The organism is Treponema sp. SP13, from assembly GCF_050938355.1.
Classification (GTDB): domain Bacteria; phylum Spirochaetota; class Spirochaetia; order Treponematales; family Treponemataceae; genus Treponema_D; species Treponema_D socranskii.
On sequence record NZ_JADOVM010000004.1, the window covers coordinates 124475 to 149162 of the forward strand.

The 24688-nt window shown below is 50.7% G+C and carries 20 protein-coding genes; 6 read left to right on the top strand and 14 right to left on the bottom strand.

Annotated features, from left to right (window positions below):
* Nucleotides 1-33: 33 nt before the first annotated feature.
* Together IZU26_RS08535 and IZU26_RS08540 are read left to right on the top strand one after the other, a co-directional pair.
* The gene (locus IZU26_RS08535; protein WP_433278299.1) at nt 34-576 is read left to right on the top strand and encodes a DNA-deoxyinosine glycosylase; all 543 of its coding nucleotides are present in this window, start codon (nt 34-36) and stop codon (nt 574-576) included.
* Nucleotides 573-1634, top strand: coding sequence for a YkvA family protein (locus tag IZU26_RS08540; RefSeq protein ID WP_433278301.1), 1062 nt, complete (start codon nt 573-575; stop codon nt 1632-1634). Before IZU26_RS08535 ends, IZU26_RS08540 begins: the two co-directional genes overlap by 4 nt.
* A gap of 49 nt (nt 1635-1683) precedes the next feature.
* Here the strand turns inward: IZU26_RS08540 and IZU26_RS08545 are convergent, their stop codons facing one another.
* From IZU26_RS08545 to IZU26_RS08555, 3 genes are all read right to left on the bottom strand, one after another.
* The gene (locus IZU26_RS08545) at nt 1684-2385 is read right to left on the bottom strand and encodes an MBL fold metallo-hydrolase (protein ID WP_433278303.1); all 702 of its coding nucleotides are present in this window, start codon (nt 2383-2385) and stop codon (nt 1684-1686) included.
* Nucleotides 2386-2639: 254 nt separating this feature from the next.
* Nucleotides 2640-3749: a radical SAM protein gene (locus IZU26_RS08550; protein WP_433278305.1), complete on the bottom strand. Its 1110-nt coding sequence runs from the start codon at nt 3747-3749 to the stop codon at nt 2640-2642.
* Between the two features lie 4 nt (nt 3750-3753).
* Nucleotides 3754-4155 carry a hypothetical protein gene (locus tag IZU26_RS08555; RefSeq protein ID WP_021330496.1) on the bottom strand — a complete coding sequence of 134 codons (402 nt, stop codon included), beginning with the start codon at nt 4153-4155 and terminating at the stop codon, nt 3754-3756.
* A 145-nt stretch (nt 4156-4300) separates the two neighbouring features.
* Between IZU26_RS08555 and IZU26_RS08560 the strand changes: the two genes are divergently transcribed.
* Nucleotides 4301-5449, top strand: coding sequence for a P-loop NTPase (locus IZU26_RS08560; RefSeq protein ID WP_433278307.1), 1149 nt, complete (start codon nt 4301-4303; stop codon nt 5447-5449).
* A gap of 3 nt (nt 5450-5452) precedes the next feature.
* Nucleotides 5453-6433: a prolipoprotein diacylglyceryl transferase gene (gene lgt, locus IZU26_RS08565; protein ID WP_433278309.1), complete on the top strand. Its 981-nt coding sequence runs from the start codon at nt 5453-5455 to the stop codon at nt 6431-6433.
* A gap of 61 nt (nt 6434-6494) precedes the next feature.
* Here the strand turns inward: lgt and IZU26_RS08570 are convergent, their stop codons facing one another.
* Both IZU26_RS08570 and IZU26_RS08575 read right to left on the bottom strand, forming a co-directional pair.
* Nucleotides 6495-7373, bottom strand: coding sequence for an Rpn family recombination-promoting nuclease/putative transposase (locus tag IZU26_RS08570; RefSeq protein WP_433278312.1), 879 nt, complete (start codon nt 7371-7373; stop codon nt 6495-6497).
* 242 nt (nt 7374-7615) lie between these two features.
* On the bottom strand, nt 7616-9304 hold the full coding sequence (locus IZU26_RS08575; RefSeq protein WP_433278314.1) for a hypothetical protein: 1689 nt from the start codon (nt 9302-9304) through the stop codon (nt 7616-7618).
* A 559-nt stretch (nt 9305-9863) separates the two neighbouring features.
* Between IZU26_RS08575 and IZU26_RS08580 the strand changes: the two genes are divergently transcribed.
* Nucleotides 9864-10613: an Rpn family recombination-promoting nuclease/putative transposase gene (locus IZU26_RS08580; protein WP_433278316.1), complete on the top strand. Its 750-nt coding sequence runs from the start codon at nt 9864-9866 to the stop codon at nt 10611-10613.
* 542 nt (nt 10614-11155) lie between these two features.
* On the opposite strand, the gene tkt is transcribed toward IZU26_RS08580, so the two are convergent.
* The 8 genes from tkt to IZU26_RS08620 all read right to left on the bottom strand — a co-directional run bounded on the left by tkt (nt 11156) and on the right by IZU26_RS08620 (nt 20650).
* The gene (gene tkt, locus IZU26_RS08585; protein WP_433278318.1) at nt 11156-13126 is read right to left on the bottom strand and encodes a transketolase; all 1971 of its coding nucleotides are present in this window, start codon (nt 13124-13126) and stop codon (nt 11156-11158) included.
* 113 nt (nt 13127-13239) lie between these two features.
* Nucleotides 13240-14697: a hypothetical protein gene (locus tag IZU26_RS08590; RefSeq protein WP_433278320.1), complete on the bottom strand. Its 1458-nt coding sequence runs from the start codon at nt 14695-14697 to the stop codon at nt 13240-13242.
* A 58-nt stretch (nt 14698-14755) separates the two neighbouring features.
* Nucleotides 14756-15400: a CBS domain-containing protein gene (locus tag IZU26_RS08595; protein WP_433278323.1), complete on the bottom strand. Its 645-nt coding sequence runs from the start codon at nt 15398-15400 to the stop codon at nt 14756-14758.
* Between the two features lie 145 nt (nt 15401-15545).
* The gene (locus IZU26_RS08600; protein ID WP_433278603.1) at nt 15546-16250 is read right to left on the bottom strand and encodes an ABC transporter ATP-binding protein; all 705 of its coding nucleotides are present in this window, start codon (nt 16248-16250) and stop codon (nt 15546-15548) included.
* Between the two features lie 48 nt (nt 16251-16298).
* Entirely contained in the window at nt 16299-17096 is a 798-nt protein-coding gene (locus tag IZU26_RS08605; protein WP_433278325.1) for an ABC transporter ATP-binding protein, read from the bottom strand.
* Nucleotides 17089-18084, bottom strand: a complete 996-nt coding sequence (locus IZU26_RS08610) for a branched-chain amino acid ABC transporter permease (RefSeq protein ID WP_433278327.1) — start codon at nt 18082-18084, stop codon at nt 17089-17091. The genes IZU26_RS08605 and IZU26_RS08610 overlap by 8 nt, the downstream gene beginning before the upstream one ends.
* 53 nt (nt 18085-18137) lie before the next feature.
* Nucleotides 18138-19061 (bottom strand): branched-chain amino acid ABC transporter permease, encoded by a 924-nt coding sequence (locus IZU26_RS08615; protein WP_431725849.1) that lies wholly within the window; start codon nt 19059-19061, stop codon nt 18138-18140.
* Between the two features lie 443 nt (nt 19062-19504).
* Complete coding sequence (locus IZU26_RS08620; RefSeq protein WP_433278329.1) at nt 19505-20650, bottom strand: ABC transporter substrate-binding protein; 1146 nt, start codon at nt 20648-20650, stop codon at nt 19505-19507.
* Between the two features lie 404 nt (nt 20651-21054).
* Between IZU26_RS08620 and IZU26_RS08625 the strand changes: the two genes are divergently transcribed.
* Complete coding sequence (locus IZU26_RS08625; protein ID WP_433278331.1) at nt 21055-22311, top strand: immunoglobulin-like domain-containing protein; 1257 nt, start codon at nt 21055-21057, stop codon at nt 22309-22311.
* Nucleotides 22312-22531: 220 nt separating this feature from the next.
* Here IZU26_RS08625 and ftsH read toward each other — a convergent pair whose 3' ends face one another.
* On the bottom strand, nt 22532-24562 hold the full coding sequence (gene ftsH, locus IZU26_RS08630) for an ATP-dependent zinc metalloprotease FtsH (protein WP_433278605.1): 2031 nt from the start codon (nt 24560-24562) through the stop codon (nt 22532-22534).
* Between the last annotated feature and the right edge of the window lie 126 nt (nt 24563-24688).

Consider the following 24688-nt stretch of genomic DNA (forward strand, 5'->3'; position numbering starts at 1 on the left):
GACGCGCGGAACGCTTGTTATTACTATATAAACATGTACACTGAAAATTCGTCCTCCGCTTCCCGAATCGATCATCCCTTTGCGCCGGTATACGATTCGAAAAGCCGCGTCCTCGTTCTCGGCACGATGCCTTCTCCGCGTTCCCGGACGGCGGGTTTTTACTATATGCACGGACAAAACAGGTTTTGGCCGGTTATCGCGGCCATTACGGGAGAAAGACTCGGCTATGCGAACGACGAAGGAATCAAAGCCGTCGACGAGCGGAGAACGCTTGTGCTCCGGCACGGCATCGCGCTGTGGGACGTGCTCGCTTCGTGTGATATAAGGGGAGCGGCCGACACGAGCATACAAAATCCCATCGCGAACGATTTTTCAACGCTGCTTGCATCGTCGCATATCGAACGCATATATTGCACGGGGCAGACTGCGTATAAGCTCTACACAAAGCTGTGCGAAGAGGCGACACACATACGCGCCGTATGCCTCCCGTCGACAAGCAGCGCAAACCGCGGCCGCTGGCCGCTCGATGCGCTTACAGCGGCGTATCGCTGCATACTTGAGTGCGGTGCGCGATGAACTTTCAAAAAATCGACAAAAAGGCGATAAAAAAAGCGGACGAACTCGGCAAAGCCGCCGGAAAACGCGACGTAAAAAAAGTCGGATTGCACTTGGAAAAAATGAAGCGCGGCCCGATCGCGGATCTGTGGCATATCGTCGAAGCGCTGTGGGCGGGCTTTAAATCGCCGGAAATTCCTATCGAAACAAAAGTCATGATAATCGGCGCGCTCGTCTACCTCGTCAGTCCTTTCGATATCGTGCCCGATTTTTTACTGCCCGGAGGTTTGCTCGACGACGCCGCGGTTATCGCATTCGTCTACGCGCAGTGCAAAGAGCTCATCATCGAGACGATTCCGAAAGTGTCCGAACAGGTAAAAAGCGGTATCCGCGGCATAGGAGACGCGGCATCCGAGCAGATACGGCGCATCACCGAAGACGCCGTTTCCGCTACGGTCGGAAAACAGTTTCAACGATACTGCACGCGATTTTTTTTCAACTCGCTTCTGAAACTCGCCCTTTTTGCCGCATCGATGCTGCTCCTTGCCCTTTCAAAACCCGCACGGACGCCGGGTATAATCGCAGCGTCCGTTCTGCTCATAAGCGCGAGCCTGTGGTTTGTCCTCTCCGCAGCCGCCTCGTGCATCTCATGTTTTAAATTTCTTAATAATTTTTTTCCGGCGCTCAAACAAATCCGCACGAGGGAAGCGCAAAATGCGCTTGCAAATCCGTGCTGCAAAAAATTGCACGCACGGGAAATGCTTGCCGAAGCAATTTACACTGCAACAGCCGAAAGCGTCCCCTGCGGATCGCCGGCAAAAAAATCGTTCTATGCGTTTTTATTCCGCGCGTGGAACGAAGGCAAACTGCCCGCATGGATACCGAGAAAGCGTGCTATGACCGAACACGTGTGGAATGCGCTCAAATCCCGCATCATCATATTTATCGGATCCGTTTCGGGATACCTCATTGTGTACAATACAATCGTGCGGAATTTCGTGCTGCCCGCCGTCACGGATTATACGCTGCCTGAGCTGCTCGCCTACCCTTTCGTATACGTTTGGAATTTTCTGCGATGACGTCGTCCTACATCCGCGAACGTATCGGCAAACATCGTCTCCTCTCAATTTACGGCACCTCTATATTCGGAATTTGAAAGCCTTTTTTTCGCAGCAAGGCGATGAGCTTATCGCTTCCGAGATGCATACAGTACACGCGGCTTCTTTCCGACAGCGGGATTTTTCGTTCAAGCGTCGTGTAGCAGCAATGCCCCGCCGCATTTTTATCGAGCGTCGCTTCATGAAAAAGCAGTTCGATTTTATTGTCGAGAAATTTTTTCAGCACGATGTCTGGAATATCATGCGCATCTCCGCTGTAATAAAACGATGCGGTGCCGAACACAACTTCGTAGCCGAAGCATGCAATCATATCGGAATGAACGACACGGTGCGGCACGATAGTCAGATCCCACGCATACGGCGCACTCAGGTAGTGCGTATATTTGTCGGCGCCGATACCGATACATCTCAAAAACCGTTCGAGCGCTTTCGTCGGATAAAATATATCGACCGGTTTCGGCACGATGTGATCGCAAAACGAAAGTACGGTTCCCAAACTCCCGATATGATCGCTGTGCAGATGCGTAATCAATATGACCAGGCGCCGAATACGCTTTGATTTTAACAGCCGTATGATGCGCGGATACACGCTTTCGCCGCAGTCAAACATGACAAGCGTCGTACCGTTGATAAAATATGCGTTCGTGTTTCCAAGCGGCGCATTGAACGCCGAACCGATACCGGTAAAATGAAGTATAGTCGTATTCGCCATTATGATATCCTCGAAGCGGAAAATCTCCCTTAAATTATAGAACATTTTCGTACCGGATAAATCCGATACGTATAGCCGTCATTATATCTTTTGAAACAGCTTCTGTGCTACCAGTGCGCTCTTTGCGCACGATTTAATAAACGGGGCCGTCTCAAAACTCGATTAGTTTTCGGACAGCTCCGAAGTTAAAAGATATCGATGCGGCAGTCGGAACCGGCCGCAGCACAGCCGTATGCAGGAACATACGCGCCGTACTATACCGCAAAACCCGTTTTCCAATGCCACACGGGTTTTGCAAGCGTGTTTGAAAAGGGCTGCGTGCGGTTAAAATCGGGGAGCCAGCTCGTATCATCGGAAAGCTCTTGATAAAAAAGGTATTCGAAACCGTACGCATCGATGAGGTCGCGGAGATCGCGGTCTTCGGTTTTGCTTACGAGGCGATTTTCGATCGCTTCGAGCGCGCGCTTCCGTTTTGCACACTCGTTTTCGCTTTCCGCAAAAGGTACGGGCGTATACTGCGACATGAGCGAAATGAGCGCTTTGCCGTCGGCATGGTGCTTGAGCCATTCAAGCGTATCGGCAGTTTCGGAAAAACGTCCCGGCAAAAAGAGATGACGCACGATGACGCCGCGCTCGATTTTTTCTTTTTCGATGCCGTCCCGTGTCTTTTCTGCGAGCACAAGCGGAAAACGCTCGATCATCCAGCCGACGACGCGCGCGGCAGCTTCGGGGTAATCTTCCGCGCCGAAGAGGTTCTTCGCAAGTTCGGGCGAAAGCGTTTTCAGATCGGGCAGCCATACGGACACGAGGTCTTCGAGCAGTTCAAGCGTTTCGACCGATTCGTACGCGGACGAATTCCAGCAAAACGGAATCGACACGCCTTCTTCCCGAGCGCGCTTGAGGTACGAAGCGATTCTCGGAATCGCGTGACTTCCCGTCACGAGGTTTATGTTTTCCGCACCCGCGTTTTCGAGCGTCCGGCAGATTTTAACGAATTCTGCTGCATCGACGGTACGCCCCATACCGTTTTGCGAAATTTGATAATTTTGGCAAAACACGCAGCGGAGCGTACAGCCCGTAAAAAAAATCGTACCGCTGCCGCCGAACACGGTGACCGGCGGCTCTTCGCCGAAGTGCAGACACGCGGACGCGATGCGGACGGTATCTCCTTCTCCACACAATCCGTGTACGGCTTTTCTGTCGACAGCGCATTTTCTGGGACACTGCATACACGGAGCATAAGCGCCTACGCCCGATTGTAAGGGCGGCGGAACGCCGTTGCGAAGCGAAGCGGAGCAATGAAGCGGAGCGGAACCCTGCAAAGCGGGATCTTCGAGCCGCTCCGTCCGAAAGGGAAAGGACATAGGACTACACCGCTTTTTGTTCGACGAGAGAGGACATGAGAGACGAGAGCGATTCAATCGGAAGCGTTTCGGCTTCACTTTGCACGAGCTCGGCAAGGTTTTTCCAATCGTCGGGCGAAAGCGAAGCCGTGTCGTCCTCACCGCGCAAAAACGAAAGCATCGCACCGAGTTTTTCGGCGTGCTCCCTCGTCGGCTCATTTTCCGCATCGGAAGACGAATCGATGTACTCGGTAAGCCAATAGTCCCCAACCGCACGGGGAAGGCCGCCGAGACCGCGGATCGCGTTTTCGAGGGAACGCGCAATTTTTTCGCACGTTTTTTTCGCATCGTAGCGGCTGCCGTTTTCCGCCCGCTCGCGCTTTGCCGCCCGCGCTATATCGCTCAAAAATTTTTCGGTATATGTCATAGACTCACGGTATACTGCGAATACCGCTTTTTGTAAACCTGCGGAAATGTACGGAAGCGTGCTGCCTTCATTTCGTTTCCCGTGACACTTGCAGCGTGTGCGATCGCAACTATGCACAAAAGCGCACGTGTGTTATAATCGATGTATGCAAATCATTCCCGTTGCGAGCGGAAAGGGCGGCGTCGGCAAAAGCCTTTTGTCGGCAAACCTTTCGATTGCGCTCGGTCAGGCCGGCAAAAAAACAGTGCTTGCGGATTTGGATTTAGGCGCGTCGAATCTGCATCTCGCGATCGGTCAGCACGTGGATCCGGCGGCAAGCCTCGGCGCGTGGCTCACCGACAAAGGCGAATTCGAAGACATCATCGTACCGACCGATTATGAAAACGTGAGTTTTATCGCGGGCGACAGTCAAATCCCCGGACTCACCTCTCTCAAGCCTTTTCAAAAGACAAAGCTCGTGCGCAGTTTTCAAAGCATCGACGCCGATTACCTCATCCTCGACTTGGGAGCGGGAACGCACCAGATCATTCTCGATATGTTTTTGCTTTCCGCGCAAGGAATTATCGTAACCGCCCCGACGGTCACTGCGACGCTCAACGGCTACCTCTTCCTCAAAAACGCCGTCTTCCGCCTCATGTACACGACGTTTAAAAAAGGAACCGCCGGATACGACAGGCTCGAAGCGCTGCGCAAAGATTCGACGTCGCTCCAGCGGCTCTATATCCCCAAATTGCTTGAAACCCTCGATAAAGCCGACCCGGAAAACACCGCGCTCTTTTTGTCGCGCATGAAATCGTTTCGTCCGCGCCTCATCATGAATCTCATCGACGATCCGAAAGATGCGGACAAAGCGCAGCGCATACGCCGTTCGTGCAATCAATATCTCGGACTCGATATCGAATACTTGGGTATCATGTACCGCGATTCGCTCCAGGAAAAAGCGCTCGAATCGCAGCTGCCGATCATCGTGTATAAACCGCAGGCGGTGCTTTCGCAGGCGATATACCGCATCGCAGAAAAAGTGCTCGCATCGGAAACGCATACCTTCGATGACGCCTATTCTCCCGACACGGACGGAGGTGCGACGTTCCAAACGGCGGAAGAAGAAGCGAACGAAGATTACGACTACAAACTGTCAGTCATCGACGATTTGGTCGGAAGCGGCACGCTCACGGTCGGAGAACTCGCCGAGACGATCAAAACGCAGCAGTTCGAACTGACACAGCTGAAAAAAGAAAACATATTGTTAAAATCGAAATTGGTGCAGGCTGCAGCCCAAGGCTTTAAGGTATAAGCGATGTTTTTACCCTTGTATTGCAATTACCCGTCGTGGATCCATCCCGAAATTTTTCCGGGCGTTCCCGTGCTCGGCCTTTTACGCTGGTACGGGCTCATGTACATATTCGCGTTCGGTACGGCGTTTTTCGTGCTGAAAAAAGAGATGAAAGAAGGTGCGCTCGACGGCAAAAATTACAAAGCGACCGAAGACGACATATTCGGTTTTATCGCTACGGGGATCGTGTTTTTGCTCATCGGCGCACGCATCTTTTCGACCCTCGTCTACGACACGAGCGGTATGTACCGCGAGCGGCCGTGGCTTATCTTTTGGCCATTCGACACGGTAACGCATAAATTCACAGGTCTTGCGGGTATGTCGTATCACGGAGGCCTTATCGGAGGCCTTATCGGTACGATCCTGTGGTGCAGGCGGCACAAAAAAAACACGCTCCAATGGATGGATGCGATAGCGGTCGCGATTCCCGCGGGCTACACATTCGGCAGGCTCGGCAATTTTTTAAACGGAGAACTCTACGGAAGGATTACGACAATGCCGTGGGGAATCGTCTTTCCGCAAGCGGAAAAATTTTCGGCGAGCTTAAAATGGGTGCAGGATTTTGCGGCAAAGATATACATGGAAATTATGGGAGCCACCGTAAACCTTCCGCGCCATCCGAGCCAATTATACGAAGCGTTTTTCGAAGGTGTCGTACTGTTCGGCATATTGTGGTTTATCAGAAAACGTAAAAGGTGGGACGGCATGCTTTCGGCTGCATACGTTTTCGGGTACGGCGCATTCCGCTTCGTCATCGAATATTTTCGGGAGCCGGATGCCGATTTGGGTTTCCGCATCGGAAAGGATACGGCATCTCCCGTCTATATGAACGCTTCGCTTCTCAATTTTTCAACGGGGCAAATCCTTTGCTTTTTGATGATGCTCTCAAGTATCGTCTTCGCCGTAGTTTCTTATTGTTACGCGAAAAAAAATCGGAAAGGATAAGATACTGTAAGCGATAAGCTTCGTTTGCAAAATTTGCACCGGGAACACGGCGGTTCCGTTGTCAAACGTTTTCAACCTCTTCTTGGCTAAGGCCGGTAGCTCTTACGATAGCTTCTATGGCAAACCCCATTTCAAGTAAATTTTTTGCCGTTTCAAGCTTTGTTTGGTATGAACCTTCGGAAAAGCCCTGTTCAATTCCTTCGGCAAAGGCTATTTCCCGTTCTTCGGCACGCTGTACGGCTATATCGGTTTCATAATCATATTCAGCTAATAACATATTAACGACCTCCTTAGTCTTGCGCTTTAGATACTCACGCAAAATATTATTTTCTATACATTCTTCAACGGCTTTTTCAAAACCGTTTTGACTATCTATCTCTTTCCACTTGCGCACCGTTTCCACAAATATACTGTATTCATGCATTGTCCGGCAATTTTCCAATACCGGATGACGGTTTTGCCGGTTTATGTTTATTACTTTAACGGTCAACTCAAGATTAGTTTCCGTTCCTCTTTCTATAAAGGCCTCCGATAGTTTCAGAGTTTTATCGGAAGGATATGGTTCCTCACCGTTATAAAAGACATAAAACTCGGGAGTCGGAATATTTAAGAGTTTACGGCTGTATTTTTCTTTTGATTCAAAGAGTGTTTCATACAGGCGGCTGATGTATTCAAGGCAACGCAGAGGCATATTCGGGTTGATTGTTGACTGATGTTCAGCAAGGACTATTATTTTATTATCAACGAGGTATGATACATCATTATAGAATGTCATATACAAGACTTGATCAAGGCGGATGTTTTTTAACTTTTCTATAGCCGTAAGTTTGGTACCGTGCAGAGCATTATAAAGCGACAAAAAGTTTTCTTTTGCTTTTTCGTCTTCACTGAATAAATCGACGAACACCGAGTCCTTATATTTTCTGTTTGAAGTACTCATAGCCGCCCCCTCACTTGTCATATTATATCACAGATTAAATGACTTTAAAAGGGAGCGATGTAACTATTTAAGAGTAAAAATCGCTTACACCCGCACACAAAAAAAACCGCCCCCCAATGCCGGAACTTTTCCGACTTGAGAGCGGCCGATTCAATTGTTAATTTGTAATGTGTAATTTGTAATTAAATTATCCATTACCAATTACACATTAACCATTGAAATTATCAATTAATAATTACCCATTATTCCTGCGCCGTAACGCAAATACCGCGCGCTTCGCCTTTTTCGGTGCCGAGTTTGTTCTCGGTAACGGTGCCGTCTGCTGCAATGTGCCACCACACGGGTTTCTCTTTGTAGTCGGTGTCTTGATAAGAGCCTGCGGCATACAGGTTGCCTCCGGCAGCGCACAGCGCATACACTACGACAGAAACGGTTGAAAGCTCTTTATACAGCGAAGCGCTTGTCCCTTCGATTTTCCATACAGCGGCTCTGCCGGTGTTCGTCCATCCTGCGGCATAGACGGTGCCGTCGTGCACACACAGGGCATAGACTCCATTGGTGCCGGAAACGCTAATCTGGGTAACGGTTCCGCCTTCTACCTTCCACAAATTGCCTGCTGCAACATAGACCGAAGAGCCTGCCGTACACAGGCTGTAGGGAACGACGCTGCTATGAATGCCAGAGCCTTGAAGTCCCAATTCCGTTTCGCGCATCGTACCGCCGTCAGGAAGTGTCCACAAAAACGCTTTTTCGGTGGAACCTTGCTGTTTATAACCTGCCGCGTATAGCGTATCGGTACTTGCGCACAGCGCGTGGGCTTCCGCATAGTCTGTCGGGGGCGTTTTTTTATACAAAAAGGTTACGACAGGGTTGCCGGGGTCGCTGATGTCGGTAATGCTTGCACCGCTGTCGGTACCGTCATACGTTTTCCCTGCAACAAGGGTTTTTCCCTTATAAAAGGCGATGTCATACGCATTACTCCACTGGTTATTGCCGATCCAGTGCAGGCTGCCGTCTTTTTCCCACACGAGCGGCCTGGCAGTGCCGTACTTTATTTCCTCGCCTGCAATGTATACGTCCTTTCCCCGGGAGCGCACTGCATACGGACATACCTCGTCGGGGGCAGCTTCGTGCGCACTCAATTGCGTGGGCACGCCGTTTTTGTACACGTAGGCTTTATTGTTGCTTGTTACGCTTACGTATACGTCAACGGGGGCGGGTTTAAAGTGCACGGCGATGTTTGCATCCGCCGTTACCGTGTGATTGTATGTTGCGTTCGTTTCTCCTGCGATGTCGGTTCCGCCGTTTGTCCATTTTTCCACCGCGTAGTATTCGTTTGCGGGTGCTGCGGTAAAGACAATCACCTTATTCCGTTCCGCTTGATAGGGCGAACTGATTTCGACGCCTTCAACTTCCGCTTTGAGCGTGCCGCCCGTGCCGTTTACGGCGAAAGTTACGTTAACCTTTGTCGGCGGTACGCTTGTAAGTTTGAACTTTACCGTTACGGTTGCCGGCTGCACCACCTTTAGTTTTGCGATCGTGCTCTCGCTTGCTCCGGTTCCCGCTTCAAAGGTGCCCGCGCTTACCGTCCAAAAATCAACGTTGTGCGTTGCGGGGTTGTCAGGTGTTGCGGTAAACTCGACGATTTTGCCCTGTTCCACTGCGTCGCCCGTGTGGATTTCGCGGCCGTCAACTTCCGCTTTGATCGTACCGTCCCCGCCGTCTACGCTGAACGTTACGGCGTGCTTAGTCGGCGGTGTGGGCGGGGTGTTGTTGCCTGAATCGCTACCGTTCGCGCAACTTACAAAAACCGACGTCGCGGCAAACAGCAAAATGCCGGCCGCTGCAATCGGTACTTTTTTTAAAAGGGCTTTACCGAGCTCCCCCCCCCCCCTATACAAACGTACAGGGGTCGATTTTACTTTGTTCATCATAAACCTCCTCTGAAAACTTTTGCAGGATATTAGAGCCTCCGGCTCGTTCTGCAAAGAACCGATTCTACGTGTCCGCTTTCGCGGACTTCGAATCGACATCTTACTGTTATTATAACATATTCCGCCGCTTTTCACAATATTTATTAATTATTAATTCAGGACAAGAGTCGATTACAACTACAAGAACGTTTAATCGGTGTTTTCCATGTATTTTTCATAAAAAACCGCGTAATTTACTGCTTTATCGGCGATATATAGGTCAGCGGCTTCCTTGCCGCACAATCTCAATAACCGAAGGTGCAGCTATGGAATATACCCATAAACCCGTCGAAGAACTCTCCTTTACCGACGACTTTATGTTCGGTACGGTCATGAAAAACAAAGCGTTTAAACGAGACGCTGAAATAGCGCGTCTCGTTTAACTTCGAGTTTTCTTTTGAAAACTCGCGGATATACCTGTGCGCTCTCGCGCACTAATTGTACAGCTCCTAAATCGGAAGATTTACTCGCTGTACAATTTTAAAGAACAATCTGCAAAGGCGTCATCGAACGGCTCTTGCATATCAAAGTCGGTAAAATCGAATATCCCTCGCTGCAAAAAACGATCACTCCGTTTTACGAAAGCAAGGGCATACACCTTGACGTCTATGTTTCCGACTCGGAGCGTGTATTCGATATCGAAATTCAAACGTCGATCCCGCCCTCTCTTCCCAAGCGTACACGCTATTACCAAAGCCTTATGGATGTCGATAACCTCTTGCGGGGCCAGAGTTATGCAGAATTAAAAGAGAGCTACGTCATCTTTATCTGTACGCAGGATCCCTTCGGAGTGGGGTTACCCGTACACGAGTTTTGCAATATCTGTACCGCCGACGGTACGCTTTTTCTTGATGACAAAAGCGTTAAGGTGTTTTATAATGTGGGTGCCTACGGTAAAGAAGACGAACCTGAATTGAGCGCCTTGCTGCAGTATCTTTGCGAGAGGCGGGCGACGAGCGGTTTTACACAGCAGATCGATGCGCTTGTCGAAAAAGCGAAACGGAACGAAAAGTTCAGGAGCGTATATATGTCGTTAAATATACGGGAAGATGACTTACGCATGGCAGGTGAAAAGATCGGTTTTGAGCGGGGGATACGCAAAGGCAGAAGAGACGGACTCTTACAAGGTCGACGCGACGGTATTGCCGCGGGGTCGTATCAAAAAGCACGGGAAACGGCAAAGTTAATGCAGCGTGAAAATTGTCCTACCGATTTTATACAGCGGATGACCGGTCTCACCGAGTCGGAAATCGAAGGTTTAAATTGAACGTCTGAAATAGCGCCGTTCAATTTAACTTCGAGTTTTCTTCCGAAAACTCGCGGATATACGTGTGCGCAAAAAGCACACGAATGCGGCATTTTCGAAAATTCCGCGCGCTGCAAAATGTGCCTACGCCCGCGTGGAGCACCGCGAAGCGTCCGCGCACGAGCGCGGATGAGCGAGAGCGAAGTGCGGAAGGCGGGTTCTTCCGATATGCGCCGTCCGAAACAGTATCGACCGAATATCGAACACATTACCCGATACCGCCGTACTCCGGAAGCAAGCCGTTTGAAAGAAAAAAGGGGCTGTCTCAAAAGTTGGTTACTTTTTCGACAGCCCGTCGAGTTTAAAATTAAGTCTTTATATTGCAAGGACTTAATTTTAAACATCGCATATAAAATCAAGGAAGCTGTCCAAAAACTGAAGTTTTTGGACAGCCGGTTTAATAATTTTTATTAATCAAATCAAAGTTTGCGTTCATTCCGCCCCGCAATTTTTACTTTGCGCTTTCAGCGTAAGCGGCTGCGCTTTCACCTGCGATACGGCGCTCAGCGCTTCAGAACCTTTGCGAGATCGGAAGCGGTAAAGTGCAAATGCTCTGCGACTTTTTCCGCCGGCCCCGATTCGCCGAAGGTTTCGATGCTGAAGATATCGCTGCGATCTTTTACGAAGCGGAACCACTCCGTACCGATACCCGCTTCTGCGGCGACGATGCGCTTTGCACTTCCGATGATTTTATTTCGCGCCGCATCGTCCGCTTCGGAAAATCGCTTCAAATCGATAACCGATACGATGCGGATCTTTTTTTCGGGAACGAGCTTCGCCGCTTCAAGCGCCGTATTCACTTCGGAACCCGATGCGAGAACGGTAATATCCGGAGAGGCGCTTCCTTCCTGCACGACGTAGGCGCCCGTGCGGATCGTCTTTTTCCAGTCTTTGTCGGCTTTTTCGTATACGGCAAGTTTTTGCCGCGTCAGCGCAAGGCAAACCGGATGATCTTTGCTTTCGTAGGCCATCTTCCACGCTTCGACCGTCTCTTCGGCATCACCCGGACGGAGCACTTGTACGCCGGGAATCGCACGGAGAGAAGCGAGCGTTTCGACCGGCTGGTGCGTCGGTCCGTCTTCGCCGACGTAAATAGAATCGTGCGTAAAAACGTATATGACCGGCTGCTTCATAAGAGATACGACGCGCAGCGACGGACGGAGGTAATCGCTGAACACGAGGAAGGTCGCACAGAACGGGCGAAGACCTCCGTGCAGACTGATACCTGCGCTGATCGCCGACATCGCAAACTCGCGGATGCCGAATTCGATCATGCGCCCTTTTCGATTTTCGGGCGAATAAACTCCGTCCAAATCGTCGATCTTCGTTTTATTCGGCCCTGTCAAATCCGCAGAACCGCCGACGAAATTTCCGTAACGCTTTGCGATCATGACGATCGCTTTGCCGCTCGCATCGCGCGTTGCAAGGGAATCTCCGACTTTGAATGAAACGTCGGGAACGTCGTTCGTGGGAGAGTCGGTATGGAAAGCGTCCCACTCTTTTCGAAGTTCGGGATTTTCTTCAGACCACGCTTCGAATTCTTTTTTCCATTCCGCTTCGCGTTCCGCATACGCCGCTTTTTTTGCGGCAAAATAATCGTAGGCTTCGGGGAGCACGTAAAAGTCTTTGTCGGAAGGCAAACCGATCGCTTCTTTCGCAGCCTTTACGCCTGCTTCTCCGAGGGGAGCGCCGTGTACGTCGGGCGTGCCCTGCTTCGGCGCGTATTTTCCGATGACCGACGTAAGCATGATGAGCGTCGGTTTGTCGGTGCATTGTTTCGCTTCTTCAGTCAATTTAATAATTTTTTCAGGTTCGTACATCGAACCTTTCAAAACCTGCCAGCCGTACGCTTCGTAGCGCTTTGCGATATCGTCGGTAAAAGCGATATCGGTCGAACCGTCTATGCTGATTTTATTTTCGTCGTAGAATACGATGAGCTTTCCGAGCTTCAAGTGCCCCGCAAGACTCGACGCTTCGGAGGCGACGCCTTCTTGGAGGCAGCCTTCGCCGACGAGCGAATACGTATAGTGATCGACGATTTTACGAGAAGCCGTATTGAATCGCGCGGCAAGCATCGTCTCGGCAATTGCCGAGCCCACCGCCATGGCCACACCCTGTCCGAGCGGGCCGCTCGTGTTTTCGACTCCGTCCGTCGCGCCGTATTCGGGGTGCCCCGGACACTTCGAACCGACTTGGCGGAAACTCTTTATGTCGTCGAGCGTCACTTTGTAGCCGGCAAGGTGCAAAATCGCATACAGCCACATAGAGCCGTGTCCCGCGGAAATCAAAAAACGGTCGCGGTCTGCCCATTTCGAGTCGGCGGGATTGTGTTTTAATATGTCGCCGTAGAGAACGGCCGCCAATTCCGCAGCTCCGAGCGGAATACCCGGATGCCCCGAATTCGCCTTTTGAATGGCATCCATCGAAAGACCGCGTACGCTCGCAGCAACCGCTTTAATCGCTTTTTCGTCCATAATCGCTCCTATCAAAAATAATTAATAATTATTATTTAATAAAATAATTTATAAAAATCGTACGATGAAAAAACGGCAATCCTGAAATTAAAAACAGTGCAATGTATTCGCCGTTATTTTACGACGATAAAGCCGTTTCTTTTTTCCGATTTGACGGCATCGGTAAGTTCGCCGCTGATATCTTCAAAATTACATTCCATGCCGTCGAGGGACGCCGCGATCTCATCGGCATCTTCGGTCGCAGCGGCGGGCTCGCATTCGATTATCTCCAGTACGTGCAAAACATGATTGAATATCTGCGACAGGATGACGAGCTCCTGCTGCGGATAGCGCTCAAGGTTTACCGCGGATCGATCGATTTCCAACACGAGCTGATTCGCCTTCCGATACAGCGCAAGGGCGCGGCGGCGCAGCGGTCCGATATGAAAATCGGCAAACCAGTTGTAATCCTTTTTTATTATAGCGTGGCACGAATCGATATGCAATAAAAGAATTTTCCGCTCTTCGGGTTTTAAATGAACGCCGTCCGGCAAAATCCGATCGAGGACGAGATCGGGATCGTATTTTTTTTCGAAAAGCTGATCTTCAATATACGCGTCGAAAACAAAATCCGGAGCAGCCAGATCTTCGAATATCCGGTCACACGAATCAGCATCGACGTTCAAAAAATTATTCCACGTACCGACGGCGGGAACTTCTTCACCGGCTTTCCACAAGCGCGTTTCAACTCCGAAAGGCTCGTAGGCGACTTTGCGGCTTTGCTGGAGGAACTCTTCGACCGAACCGCAATGCGCCGTACACAGCGCTTTTACGTCGTCAAAAAAAACGCAGGCGAGCTGCTCTTCGATCGACGCACAGGGCCCCACAACGGCGAAACTTTCAAGGAGATCGGATTCGAGCCTCGCATACCAATTTTGCCGTTCGAGATCGTCGGTTTGCATGCGCATCGGGTTTTCATCGCGCTTTACCGGTACGACTTCGATCCGGCCGAAATCCCAATCGACGACGCGACACAAAATGCGGTCGCCGTATTTGAAAGAGCAGTATTTGACGAGCGGCTCGAGTGAATTGACCGTAAGATGCACTTCGGGCGGCAGCTCAAAATCCTGAGATGCCAAATCCATCCCTTTATTCGCAGGGTCGGCTGCAATATATTGAGAAGCGAATTCCGCACCGTAGAGGGCAAAAAGATCAGCCGCATCCGCGCCGGCAAAGGTTACGACCTTTTGTGAAAGCGCTTCGCCTTTGTACGTAAAGGTGAGCGAAGACGGAAGCATTTCGGGATCGACGAAGGGCATGCACCTTCCCCCCGCCGCAAAACAGTTGTGTTCGACTTCCGCTCTCGTCGGTTTAAAGCTGAAAAAGCGGTTCGAAAACGCGCCCGCCCGCGTAATGTAGAATCCGTCGTCCAGCGCAAAAACGCAATCGCTTGAAGCGAGGTATTCTTCACATATCGTGCGCGTCGCGCGCACGCCCATTTTGCCGAGTATGCGCGCAAAATCCTTATCGGAAAAAACTTCGCGGTAGGTTCTGAGAAATCTGTCGATAAGCGTTTTTGTCTGTGCTTTCATCGTTTATAAAATACTGACAGTCCGCCGCAAAAGCAAATAGGTATTTTCAAAAACTCGGTCACACGACGCGGATATCTTCTACGGAAACGCCGCAGTCCGAAAGCACCGACTGCATCGCTTCGAGCGTTATGTCGGTCGCTTTTACCGTGAGACGGCGCACGCCGGGCTCTTTCAGCTCGTCGGTAACGACGGAAACGATATTGCCGTTGAGCGCCGCGATCTTTTCGGCGATCTTTGCGAGCTGACCGGGCTTGTCGGCGCTGCTTATCGTCACGCGCACTCCTTCGTGGCGGGCACCGAACATATTCGTAAACAAGTGAAAGAGATCGCTTTCCGTTACGATGCCGATGAGGATATCGTCTTTCATAACGGGAAGACATCCGATTTGATTGTCGACCATGATGCGCGCCGCTTCTTCGACGATTTCGTTTTCCGAAACCGTCACGACTTTTTTTGTCATGATTTTTTCGACGGTGAGCTTCGAAAGCAGATAGCCGATTTCATACATATCGAGCGTGGTCGCATCGGAGGGACCGGCTTTTGCCAAATCATTTTTTGTGATGATGCCGGCGAGTCTGTCGTTTTTATCGATAACGGGCAGCTTACTGATGGTCTTTTTCATCATAAGCGCTTTCGCTTCCGTGAGCGTCGTTTCCGGAGAAACGTACACCGGGTTTCGCGTCATCACATCTTTTACAATCATACAAATCCTCCTGCACCTGCTTAGTATTATAACACATTCCGCACGATTTTACCGCTATGCTGCGTTTTTTTATCGGTCGCTGTACTCCGGTACCGCAAAAAAAATCCGCAACATACGCAGCAACCGTCGTCCGCGCGTGATGATTTCAGCCGCCGAGGTAAGCCGCTTTTACGGCGGGATCGGCAGCGAGGTCGGCCGCCTTTCCGCTCTTCGATATTGCGCCCGTTTCGAGGATGTACGCGCGGTCAGCAACGGAAAGCGCTTTATACGCATTTTGTTCGACGAGCAGGATCGTCGTCCCTTCCGCACTGATTTTTTTTACAATAGAAAAGATTTCGTCGACGAGGATCGGCGCAAGCCCCATAGAAGGTTCGTCGAGCAAAAGCAGTTTCGGAGAAGCCATGAGGGCGCGGCCCATCGCGAGCATCTGCTGCTCGCCTCCGGAAAGCGTTCCCGCATTTTGCTTTACGCGTTCTTTTAAACGCGGAAAAAGCTCGAACACTTTTTCCGTATCGCGCCGGATTTCCGCCTTGTCGCGCCGCAAATAGGCGCCGAGTTCGAGGTTTTCGCGCACCGAAAGGTTTTGGAAAATACGCCGGCCTTCCGGCACCTGAATCAAACGGCGCTCGACGATTTTGTCGGGTGGGCAATCGGTGATGGCCTCTCCGTCGAAAAAAACGCTTCCCGCATCCTTTTTCAAAATATTCGAAACGGCGTGCAGCGTCGTCGTTTTTCCCGCGCCGTTCGATCCTATCAGCGTGATGACTTCTTTGTCTTCGACCGAAAAGGAAATATCGTGCAACGCTTTGATCGCGCCGTATGAGACGGTAAGGTTTTTAACTTCGAGCAGCGTACTCATCGTACCTCCTTACAAAAATTAATAAGAATCGATTCTCGTTTACGACGCGTCCCGACCGAGATAGGCTTTGATGACCTGCGGATTCGTCCGAATCTCTTCCGGTTTTCCTTCAGCTATGATGCGGCCGTAATCGAGCACCATGATGTGTTCGCAAATTCCCATGACGAGCTTCATATCGTGCTCGATGAGCAAAATCGCCAAATCGAATTCCTTTCTGATAAAATCGATCATGCGCATGAGTTCCGCCGTTTCCTGCGGATTCATTCCGGCAGCAGGTTCGTCGAGCAAGAGGAGTTTCGGCTTCGATGCAAGGGCGCGTGCGATTTCAAGTTTGCGCTGTTCGCCGTACGGCAGATTGCGCGCAAGTGAGTCTTTTTTGCCGTCGATTTTAAACAGCTGCAAAAGATGCATCGCCCGTTCGCTCATCATTTTTTCGTCGCGCCGGAACTTCGGAGTACGCAGCAGTACGTCGAGAGGGGAAACCGTACGCGACGAATGCAGCGCGATGCGCACGTTATCGGACACCGAAAGATTTCCGAAAAGCCTAATGTTTTGAAAGGTGCGCGCGATGCCGATCGCGTTGAGCCCGGCGGGCTTCATTTTATTGATGATGCGGACTTTGCCGTTTTTATCCCAAAACGAAAGCTGTCCGGAAGTCGGCGTATAGATACCGCTGATCATATTGAACAGCGTCGTCTTTCCCGCGCCGTTCGGGCCGATCAAACCGTAGAGCCTTCCTTCACGCAGTTCGCACGAAAATTCGCTCACCGCACACAAGCCGCCGAAGATAATCGAAACGTCGCTCGCTTCGAGCACGAGTTTTTTTTCATCAGCCATTGCGCGCCTCCGTTTTTTTGCCGCGACAGAGCGCCGAAGCGATTTTATCAAAGGTGCGGACGAACGAAAATTCTTTCATACCCATAAGTCCCTGCGGGCGGAATATCATCACGATAATGAGGATAACAGGATAAATGAGCAGGCGATAGTTTTGCAAAAAACGCAAAAACTCCTGCACATAAGTGAGCACAAAGGCCGCGAGCACGCTTCCGGTCGTCGAACCCATGCCGCCGAGCACGACGAAGATGAGATAATCGATGCTCTTCGTAAACGACGCCTGGTCGGGTTTTACGAATCCGATAAAAGGCGCGTAGAGCGCCCCTCCTATACCCGCGACAAAAGAGGCGACGACGAAACCGAGCATCTTATATTTAAACACATCGATGCCCGCAGCGTTTGCGGCAATTTCGTCTTCGCGTACGGCGAGGATTGCACGTCCGTAAGTCGAGCGTATAAAGTTCTGAAGCAGAATAATGAGGGCGACGAGAGTTCCGACGATGACCGTATACGCGAGCGCGGGATCAAGTGTCAGCACCGTCGGAAACTGTTTACCGTTGGGGCCTCCCGTCCATCGTTTGAGATTTACAAGTACGACGCGGATTATTTCACCGAAGCCGAGCGTTACGATCGCAAGGTAATCGCCTTCGAGTTTGAGCGTCGGAAAACCGATGAGAAATCCGAAAAACGACGTAAGGATACCGGCGGCAAGAATCGAAAGGGGCAGCGGCACGTGCGCGTTCGTCGAAAGCAAAATCGTCGCATACGCGCCGATCGCCATAAAGCCCGCCTGTCCGAGCGACAGCTGCCCCGTGATGCCGCAGATCATATTGACGCTGAGCGCCATGATCGCGTTGACCGCCGACAGCGTGAGTATCTGCGCGGTATACGCATCGATGATTTCCAAGCGTATGAGAAGGGCGGGAAGCGCGACGGCGAGCAGTGCGCACACACCCGGAACAAGCATATTTTTCAGCAGTGTATTTTTCATAATTAATAATAACTCCTATGCGATACGAAAGCCGTATTCCTACGCTTGGCGCATCACACTTTTACCGTGCGGCTTTTTCCGAATATGCCCGACGGCTTTACCAAAAGGACGATTATTAAAATCGAAAACGAAATCGCATCCGCGTACTGCGAAGAGAGAAAGCCCTTCGTGAGCGTTTCCGCGATGCCGAGAAGGATACCGCCGAACATCGCACCGGGGATCGAACCGATGCCGCCGAGAACCGCCGCGATAAAGGCTTTGAGACCGGGCATATACCCCATCATCGGATCGACTTGCGGATAAGCGGTCGCATACAAAACGCCGCCCGCACCTGCGAGGATCGAGCCGATAACGAAAGTGACCGCGATGATGCGGTTGACGCTGATCCCCATGAGCGAAGCGGCCTGCATATCGAACGAAACGGCTTGCATCGCTTTGCCCGTCTTCGTCCTGTTTACGATATAATTTAAAACGATCATCAAAAACGCACTCGATGCGATGACGATACACTGGATGTTCGATACGGCAAGAGAGCCGAATAAAAAGTTTTTTACCGCAATCGTCGGAAACTGGCGAGGATCGGGCCCGACGAAGGGCAGCACGCGCATCGTATTTTGCAAGATGAGTTCGACCGCGATCGCCGTGATGAGAGAATTTAGGCGCGGAGCCGAGCGGAGCGGACGGTAGGCAAAGCGCTCGATGACAAGCGAAAGCATGGCGCAAACGACCATAGCCGCGGCGAATGCGAGCACGAGGCTTACCGGAGTGACGCTTGCTGCGACCGAAGGCGCAGATCCGAGCGCGACAAGCACGAAATAGCCCGCGTACGCTCCCATCATGACGACGTCTCCGTGAGCAAAATTGATAAGTTTTACAATGCCGTAAACCATCGTATAGCCGAGCGCGATGAGCGCGTAGATGCTGCCGAGCGAAAGCCCGTTGATGAGCTGCTGTAAAAACAGTAAACCGTTATTCATAGCCGATTCCTAAACCTTTTCCAACCTTTTCATTTCCTGTATTAAACGGTAAGTTTTACAGTACCATATCCGCGCCGATTATTCAATAAAACGCTCATTAATAATTCATGGCAACCGTCCCGGAAACTATGCCTTTTAAAAGATAGCGTGCAATGTAAAAATCGGCTGCTCTCCCGGCAGCAGCCCTGCCGTTCACCGCGGCTGACCGTAATCGGAATCGGACTGCGCAATCTTTTTTAACAAAAAGATTGCTTGCCATCGGTCAGAGCGGTTCGGCGGCACTGCCGCTGCCTCGCGTTCCGCCTTTTTTATCTGTCTGTACACTATTTTTATATGCACGCATTTCCAGGACGGTTGCCTGCATTAATAATTTGCATACCGCGTACAAAAAAAGGCGCCGGCTTCGCAAAGGAAGGGGCGCCTCTTGCCGTACAAAAAAAGCCTTAGGGATTGACCGTCGTCTTATACACGCTCGTCAATTTTCCGTCCGCTCCGCGCACGAGTTCGAGCATGACCGCGGACTTGACGGGATTGTGCCGGGCATCGAAAGTCAAATGCCCCGTAACGTAATCGCCGTCCGTCTGCTCAAGAGCCGAGCGGACGGAAGCGACGTCGAGGGTTCCGGCTTTTACGATCGCATCGCGCAGCATGTACACGCTGTCGTAGCCGAGAGCCGCAAACGCGTTGGGCGCGGAATTGTATTTTGTCTTAAAGGCCGAAACGAATTTCTGCACTGCAGGAACCTCCGAATCGACCGCATAGTGATTCGAATAAAATCCGTTGAGCACTTCGTCACCTGCGTTTCCGGACAGTCCGTCCCATCCGTCCCCGCCGACGATCGGCGTCGTTATGCCCTGCATGCGGAGCTGGCGCGCGATGAGCGCAACCGTACCGTAGTAATCGGGAATATAAACGACATCGGGTGACGCGTTTTTAATTTTCGTAAGCTGCGCGTTGAAATCCTTATCGCCGGTCGAATACGATTCGCGCGCGACGACCGTTCCGCCGCCGGCTTCAAATGCTTTGACGAAATTTTCTTCGAGCCCGACGGAATAATCGTTTTGAATGTCGTACAAAACGGCGGCGCGTTTTGCACCGAGCGTTTCCGTTGCGAATTTACCGCCGACCGTTCCCTGAAAGGGATCGATAAAGCACGCACGGAAAATATAATCGCCCGCATCGGTGATTGCGGGAGACGTAGCCGCCGGCGCGATTTGGATGACGCGGCTTGCCTGAGCGAGCGTCGTTACGGCCTGCACGCAGCCTGACGTAAGCGAGCCGACGATGAATTTCACTTTATCTTTTGTCGTCAATTTTTTGAACGCGTTGACGCTTTTATCGGGTTTGCCTTCATCGTCTTCTCCGATGAGAACGATTTTTTTACCGTTTACGCCGCCCGCTTCGTTGATTTCACCGATCGCAAGGTCGATGCCTTTTTTGCATTCGACACCGTATACGGCGACGTCGCCCGACAGCGGAAAGATACCGCCTATGTTAATCGTATCGCTTTCACTTTTGGAACAGCCCGACGCAAAAAGCGCCAAAACCGCAGCAAGCACAAAACCTGCACATTTACCGAGCATTTTCATATCGAATACCTCCGGGGTATGATCTTAAATATGAGTAAATATATTCAAAAATACTGAAGTCTGTCAAGCGTGCCGAAAGTGCGTTTCGCTGCGCACGGACACTCGTCCCAAAGCCGAGTTCGGCTGCTGCATTCGTCATACTCGGACTTCGATTTAAATTTTCTGCATCAACGTGATTTACATATTACAAAATATATAATATAATAATAGTTATGAATATTTTATTTTAAAATTCCGATCAAGAAAGCGGCAGTTTTGATATGAATATTCAAAATTATTTTTATGATGGAGGTATACAATGAGCAAAGCAAAATCTATACATTTGTATAGGGGGGGTATTCGGTAAAGCTCTCTTTTTAAAATTAACAATTTTATTTTTCGGTGCCGTACTGGCTGTCGTATCGGTGACAAGCTGCGCGAACGGATCCTCGGACACCGGCGGAAGCGGAATAACGATCCCGACGATACATCCCGATGAACAATGGGTTAATGAGGCCATAAGTAAAGCGGGTGCGGCTCCTACATTCATCGTAGGCACGGGAAAAAAGATTACACTTTCAGGCGACGGCCTGACCTGGACGTCCGATAAAACCGCGGTCATAAACGTCACCGGCTCACCTTCCGGAGCATACGACGTTACACCGCCTGAAGAAAAGACCGACGTAACCTTAACGGCAAAGGCTGAAAAGGGCGCCTTTTTAAAAGAAAGGAAGTTTACCGTAGTCGTGCAGAAAAACTCGTCGACGTTGACGGCTGCCGATCTTATAAAAAGCATCAACCTGCCTTCGGAAACGGAAACCGACATAAACCTTCCTACTTCTTTTTCGGATGTTCCCGGTGCAAGCATAACGTGGACTTCGGATAAACCTTCTTTAATAGCCGCCGACGGCAAAATAACTCCTGCTGAGCGAGACTTGCGCGATATACCCGTAAAACTTACGGCGACGCTTAGTTATAATAGCGATACAGTACCGAAAGACTTTACCGTCGCCTTAAAGCGCATTAGGGAAATATCGAAACCTGTCACCGAGGACGGCAAAACCACTACTAGAAACTTGACTTTTACCGATAGCGAAATATGGTATACAGATACCGAGACTTCGGCCTCAAACACGAATACGCTCGGCAAAAAATTTGGATATCAAGACCTCAATATGACGGCAAAAACCCTTAAACTATGGCAAACGCATGACATGCTGAACGGAAAGTGGTACGAAATCGGCAGCGCCGCACATAAAGCTTTAGCAATGAAGCAAGGAGTACCTGATGCCGCCTATGCGGAATACGTAAATTCGAATACAACACCCAGGATCTGTATCTACGACATTGAGTATGACACGACCGAAAAAACATACGGATTTCGTCTAGAGGAGACGTACGATAGTTCGAAAAAATGGTTTGAACAACGCGGGATCTACTGGAACAAGAATGAAGATATACAGATAAGAAAAAAGGACTCGGACTATTATTTTTGGTATAACCATAAATCCTACCGCGGAACAATAAACGCGGAAGGGACTCTCTTTACCAGCACGGAACAGGGTTCGGGAAGCGGAACGATTACTGTAAACATCACCGACAAGGGTAACGGCACCGTTTCAATAACAGTCGAAAGCAACACCTATACGCTTGATTTTAAGGGCGACAGCAGCAGTCTATAACAACAAAGCTTTTCCGCTCGTGCCGCTGCTTCAAAACGGCAGCGGCAAAAGGGGCTGTCCAAAAAGAAAGGACAGCCCCTTTCCAAACACGGGCAGCCGTATCCGGGAACGGCGGACATTAACGCGCTCGAATGCCGCTTACAAAAAATTCTTTGTACACGGAATGCGCTTTTGGCGGATCGCACACAGCCTGCAAAAGCGTCGCACCCCACCGCCGAGTCTACACGCGTTTTGCCGATTTTTTCGCGGCGGGTTTCGACGCGTCTTCGATCGCTTTTGCGTGAGCTTCGGCTTTGACGATCTCTTCGAATTCTTTGCCGTCCATCGTCTCTTTTTCGAGCAGATACTTTGCGATGTATTCGAGCAGCTCGCGGTGCTTTTTCAAAAGAGCGACGACGGATTTGTAGCGCTCGGCCATAATGCGGGCTATCTCTTCGTCGATATATTTTTGCGTTTCTTCCGAATACTCGCGCACGAGCTGCGGTTCGGCAGCCCCGTATCCCTGCCCCGATTTTCCGAGCGTAACGTTTTTAAATCGGTCGCTCATGCCGTAAGCAGTGATCATTTTGCGGATCGTATCGGTTGCACGCTGGATATCGTTTGCGGCTCCCGTCGAAATCTCGTCGAAGATAACCTGTTCGGCAGCTCGTCCGCCGAGGAGCACGTCGACTTCGTTGATCAAATCGCGTTTCGTCTCCAGCGTCTTTTCTTCTTCTTCGCGATACTGCGTAAAGCCGCCGATACCGTGAGAGCGCGGAACGACGGTGATCTTGTTGACCGGAGGATAGTCGGGCGTAAAAGCGCCGACGAGCGCGTGCCCCGTTTCGTGGAACGCGACGATGCGCCGCTCTTTTTCGTTTTCCTTGCGTGTCTTTTTTTTGAGACCGATGCTCACTTTGTCGATCGCGTCGTTAAAATCGGACATAGTCACTTTTGCGTGCCCGTTGCGTACGGCGAGGAGAGCCGCTTCGTTTACGACGTTCGCGAGGTCGGCCCCCGCAAAACCTATCGTACCGTGCGCAAGAGATTCGAAATCAACGTCGGAATCGAGCTTGACATTTTTTGCATGGATGCGCAAAATCTCTTCCCTGCCCTTGACGTCGGGACGTTCGACGGGCACTTGGCGGTCAAAGCGGCCGGGACGCAAAAGCGCGGGATCGAGTATGTCGGGGCGGTTCGTCGCCGCTAAAATGATCAATCCTTTTTCGTTATCGAAGCCGTCCATTTCGACGAGGAGCTGGTTGAGCGTCTGTTCGCGTTCGTCGTTGCCGCCGAGATTGTTCATGCGGCTTTTGCCGATCGCATCGAGTTCGTCGATAAAGATGATGCACGGCGCTTTTTCCCGCGCTTGGCGGAAGAGGTCGCGCACGCGGCTCGCACCGACGCCGACGAACATTTCGACGAAGTCCGAACCGGAAATGCGGAAAAAGGGCACGCCCGCTTCTCCCGCGACAGCGCGCGCAAGGAGCGTTTTACCCGTACCCGGAGGTCCGACGAGCAGCACGCCCTTCGGGATCTTACCGCCGATGTCGGTATATTTTTTCGGCTGCTTTAAAAAATCGACGACTTCGATAAGCTCGTCTTTCGCTTCGTCCACTCCCGCGACGTCGGAAAAGCGCGTTTTCACTTTCCCCTCTTCGACGGCTTTCGCGCGCGACTGCCCCGCGCCGAAAATGCTTCCCATACCGCCGCCCATGCCGCTCCCCATCTTTCGAAGCACTAAAAAATACATGATAAAAATAAAAACGATCGGTATCAAATTAACAAGGATCGGAAGCAGGTAATTGTTTTGCCGAAGCACGAATTTATAATCGACGCCCTTTTCGTTCATCAGTTCGATGAGTCCTTCGCTTAGGCCCAGTACGCAGAGCGTTTTGTATTCCTGCCGGCTGCGCGTTTGAACGGGAAAAAGCATATAGCCTTTCGCGCTCTGCTCCGAAGAAACTGCGCGCTCGGGACCGTAACCGGTAAAATAGGTTTCGCCGAGTTCGACCGAAACGATCTTTCCGTCTTCGATAAGGCGGCGGAATTCGGAAAAATCCACGAGGTTGTCGGGCTTGGACATGACGAACATATTGACCAGCGCGAGGACTGCGAGCACGAGGAGCATAAGCGCCCACAGCGGAAACCGCGAGCGGTTATTGTCATCGTCTTTTTTCTTTTTATCGTTGTTGTCCGGCCCTGCAAATTTAAAAAAATTGTACGGATCGTCTTTATTGTCGTCTTTTTTATCTTTGATTTCATCGCTCATGACAGCCCCATTCATAAAAATATCGAAACACTAAATCGGTACTCTCTTAAATATAAACATTTCCATCGATTTAGTCGAGTAAATTTTCGAGAATTCACCAAAATCAATTACTATTGGGACTGTACA

What these genes read in the sequence shown, in the direction of transcription:
- IZU26_RS08610 (WP_433278327.1), bottom strand. Translation starts at nt 18,084, where the DNA reads ATGAAAAATACACTGCTGAAAAATATGCTTGTTCCGGGTGTGTGCGCA.
- IZU26_RS08535 (WP_433278299.1), top strand. Translation starts at nt 34, where the DNA reads ATGTACACTGAAAATTCGTCCTCCGCTTCCCGAATCGATCATCCCTTT.
- IZU26_RS08595 (WP_433278323.1), bottom strand. Translation starts at nt 15,400, where the DNA reads ATGATTGTAAAAGATGTGATGACGCGAAACCCGGTGTACGTTTCTCCG.
- IZU26_RS08560 (WP_433278307.1), top strand. Translation starts at nt 4,301, where the DNA reads ATGCAAATCATTCCCGTTGCGAGCGGAAAGGGCGGCGTCGGCAAAAGC.
- IZU26_RS08545 (WP_433278303.1), bottom strand. Translation starts at nt 2,385, where the DNA reads ATGGCGAATACGACTATACTTCATTTTACCGGTATCGGTTCGGCGTTC.
- IZU26_RS08590 (WP_433278320.1), bottom strand. Translation starts at nt 14,697, where the DNA reads ATGAAAGCACAGACAAAAACGCTTATCGACAGATTTCTCAGAACCTAC.
- IZU26_RS08540 (WP_433278301.1), top strand. Translation starts at nt 573, where the DNA reads ATGAACTTTCAAAAAATCGACAAAAAGGCGATAAAAAAAGCGGACGAA.
- ftsH (WP_433278605.1), bottom strand. Translation starts at nt 24,562, where the DNA reads ATGAGCGATGAAATCAAAGATAAAAAAGACGACAATAAAGACGATCCG.
- IZU26_RS08615 (WP_431725849.1), bottom strand. Translation starts at nt 19,061, where the DNA reads ATGAATAACGGTTTACTGTTTTTACAGCAGCTCATCAACGGGCTTTCG.
- IZU26_RS08575 (WP_433278314.1), bottom strand. Translation starts at nt 9,304, where the DNA reads ATGAACAAAGTAAAATCGACCCCTGTACGTTTGTATAGGGGGGGGGGG.
- lgt (WP_433278309.1), top strand. Translation starts at nt 5,453, where the DNA reads ATGTTTTTACCCTTGTATTGCAATTACCCGTCGTGGATCCATCCCGAA.
- IZU26_RS08620 (WP_433278329.1), bottom strand. Translation starts at nt 20,650, where the DNA reads ATGAAAATGCTCGGTAAATGTGCAGGTTTTGTGCTTGCTGCGGTTTTG.
- IZU26_RS08550 (WP_433278305.1), bottom strand. Translation starts at nt 3,749, where the DNA reads ATGTCCTTTCCCTTTCGGACGGAGCGGCTCGAAGATCCCGCTTTGCAG.
- tkt (WP_433278318.1), bottom strand. Translation starts at nt 13,126, where the DNA reads ATGGACGAAAAAGCGATTAAAGCGGTTGCTGCGAGCGTACGCGGTCTT.
- IZU26_RS08605 (WP_433278325.1), bottom strand. Translation starts at nt 17,096, where the DNA reads ATGGCTGATGAAAAAAAACTCGTGCTCGAAGCGAGCGACGTTTCGATT.
- IZU26_RS08570 (WP_433278312.1), bottom strand. Translation starts at nt 7,373, where the DNA reads ATGAGTACTTCAAACAGAAAATATAAGGACTCGGTGTTCGTCGATTTA.
- IZU26_RS08555 (WP_021330496.1), bottom strand. Translation starts at nt 4,155, where the DNA reads ATGACATATACCGAAAAATTTTTGAGCGATATAGCGCGGGCGGCAAAG.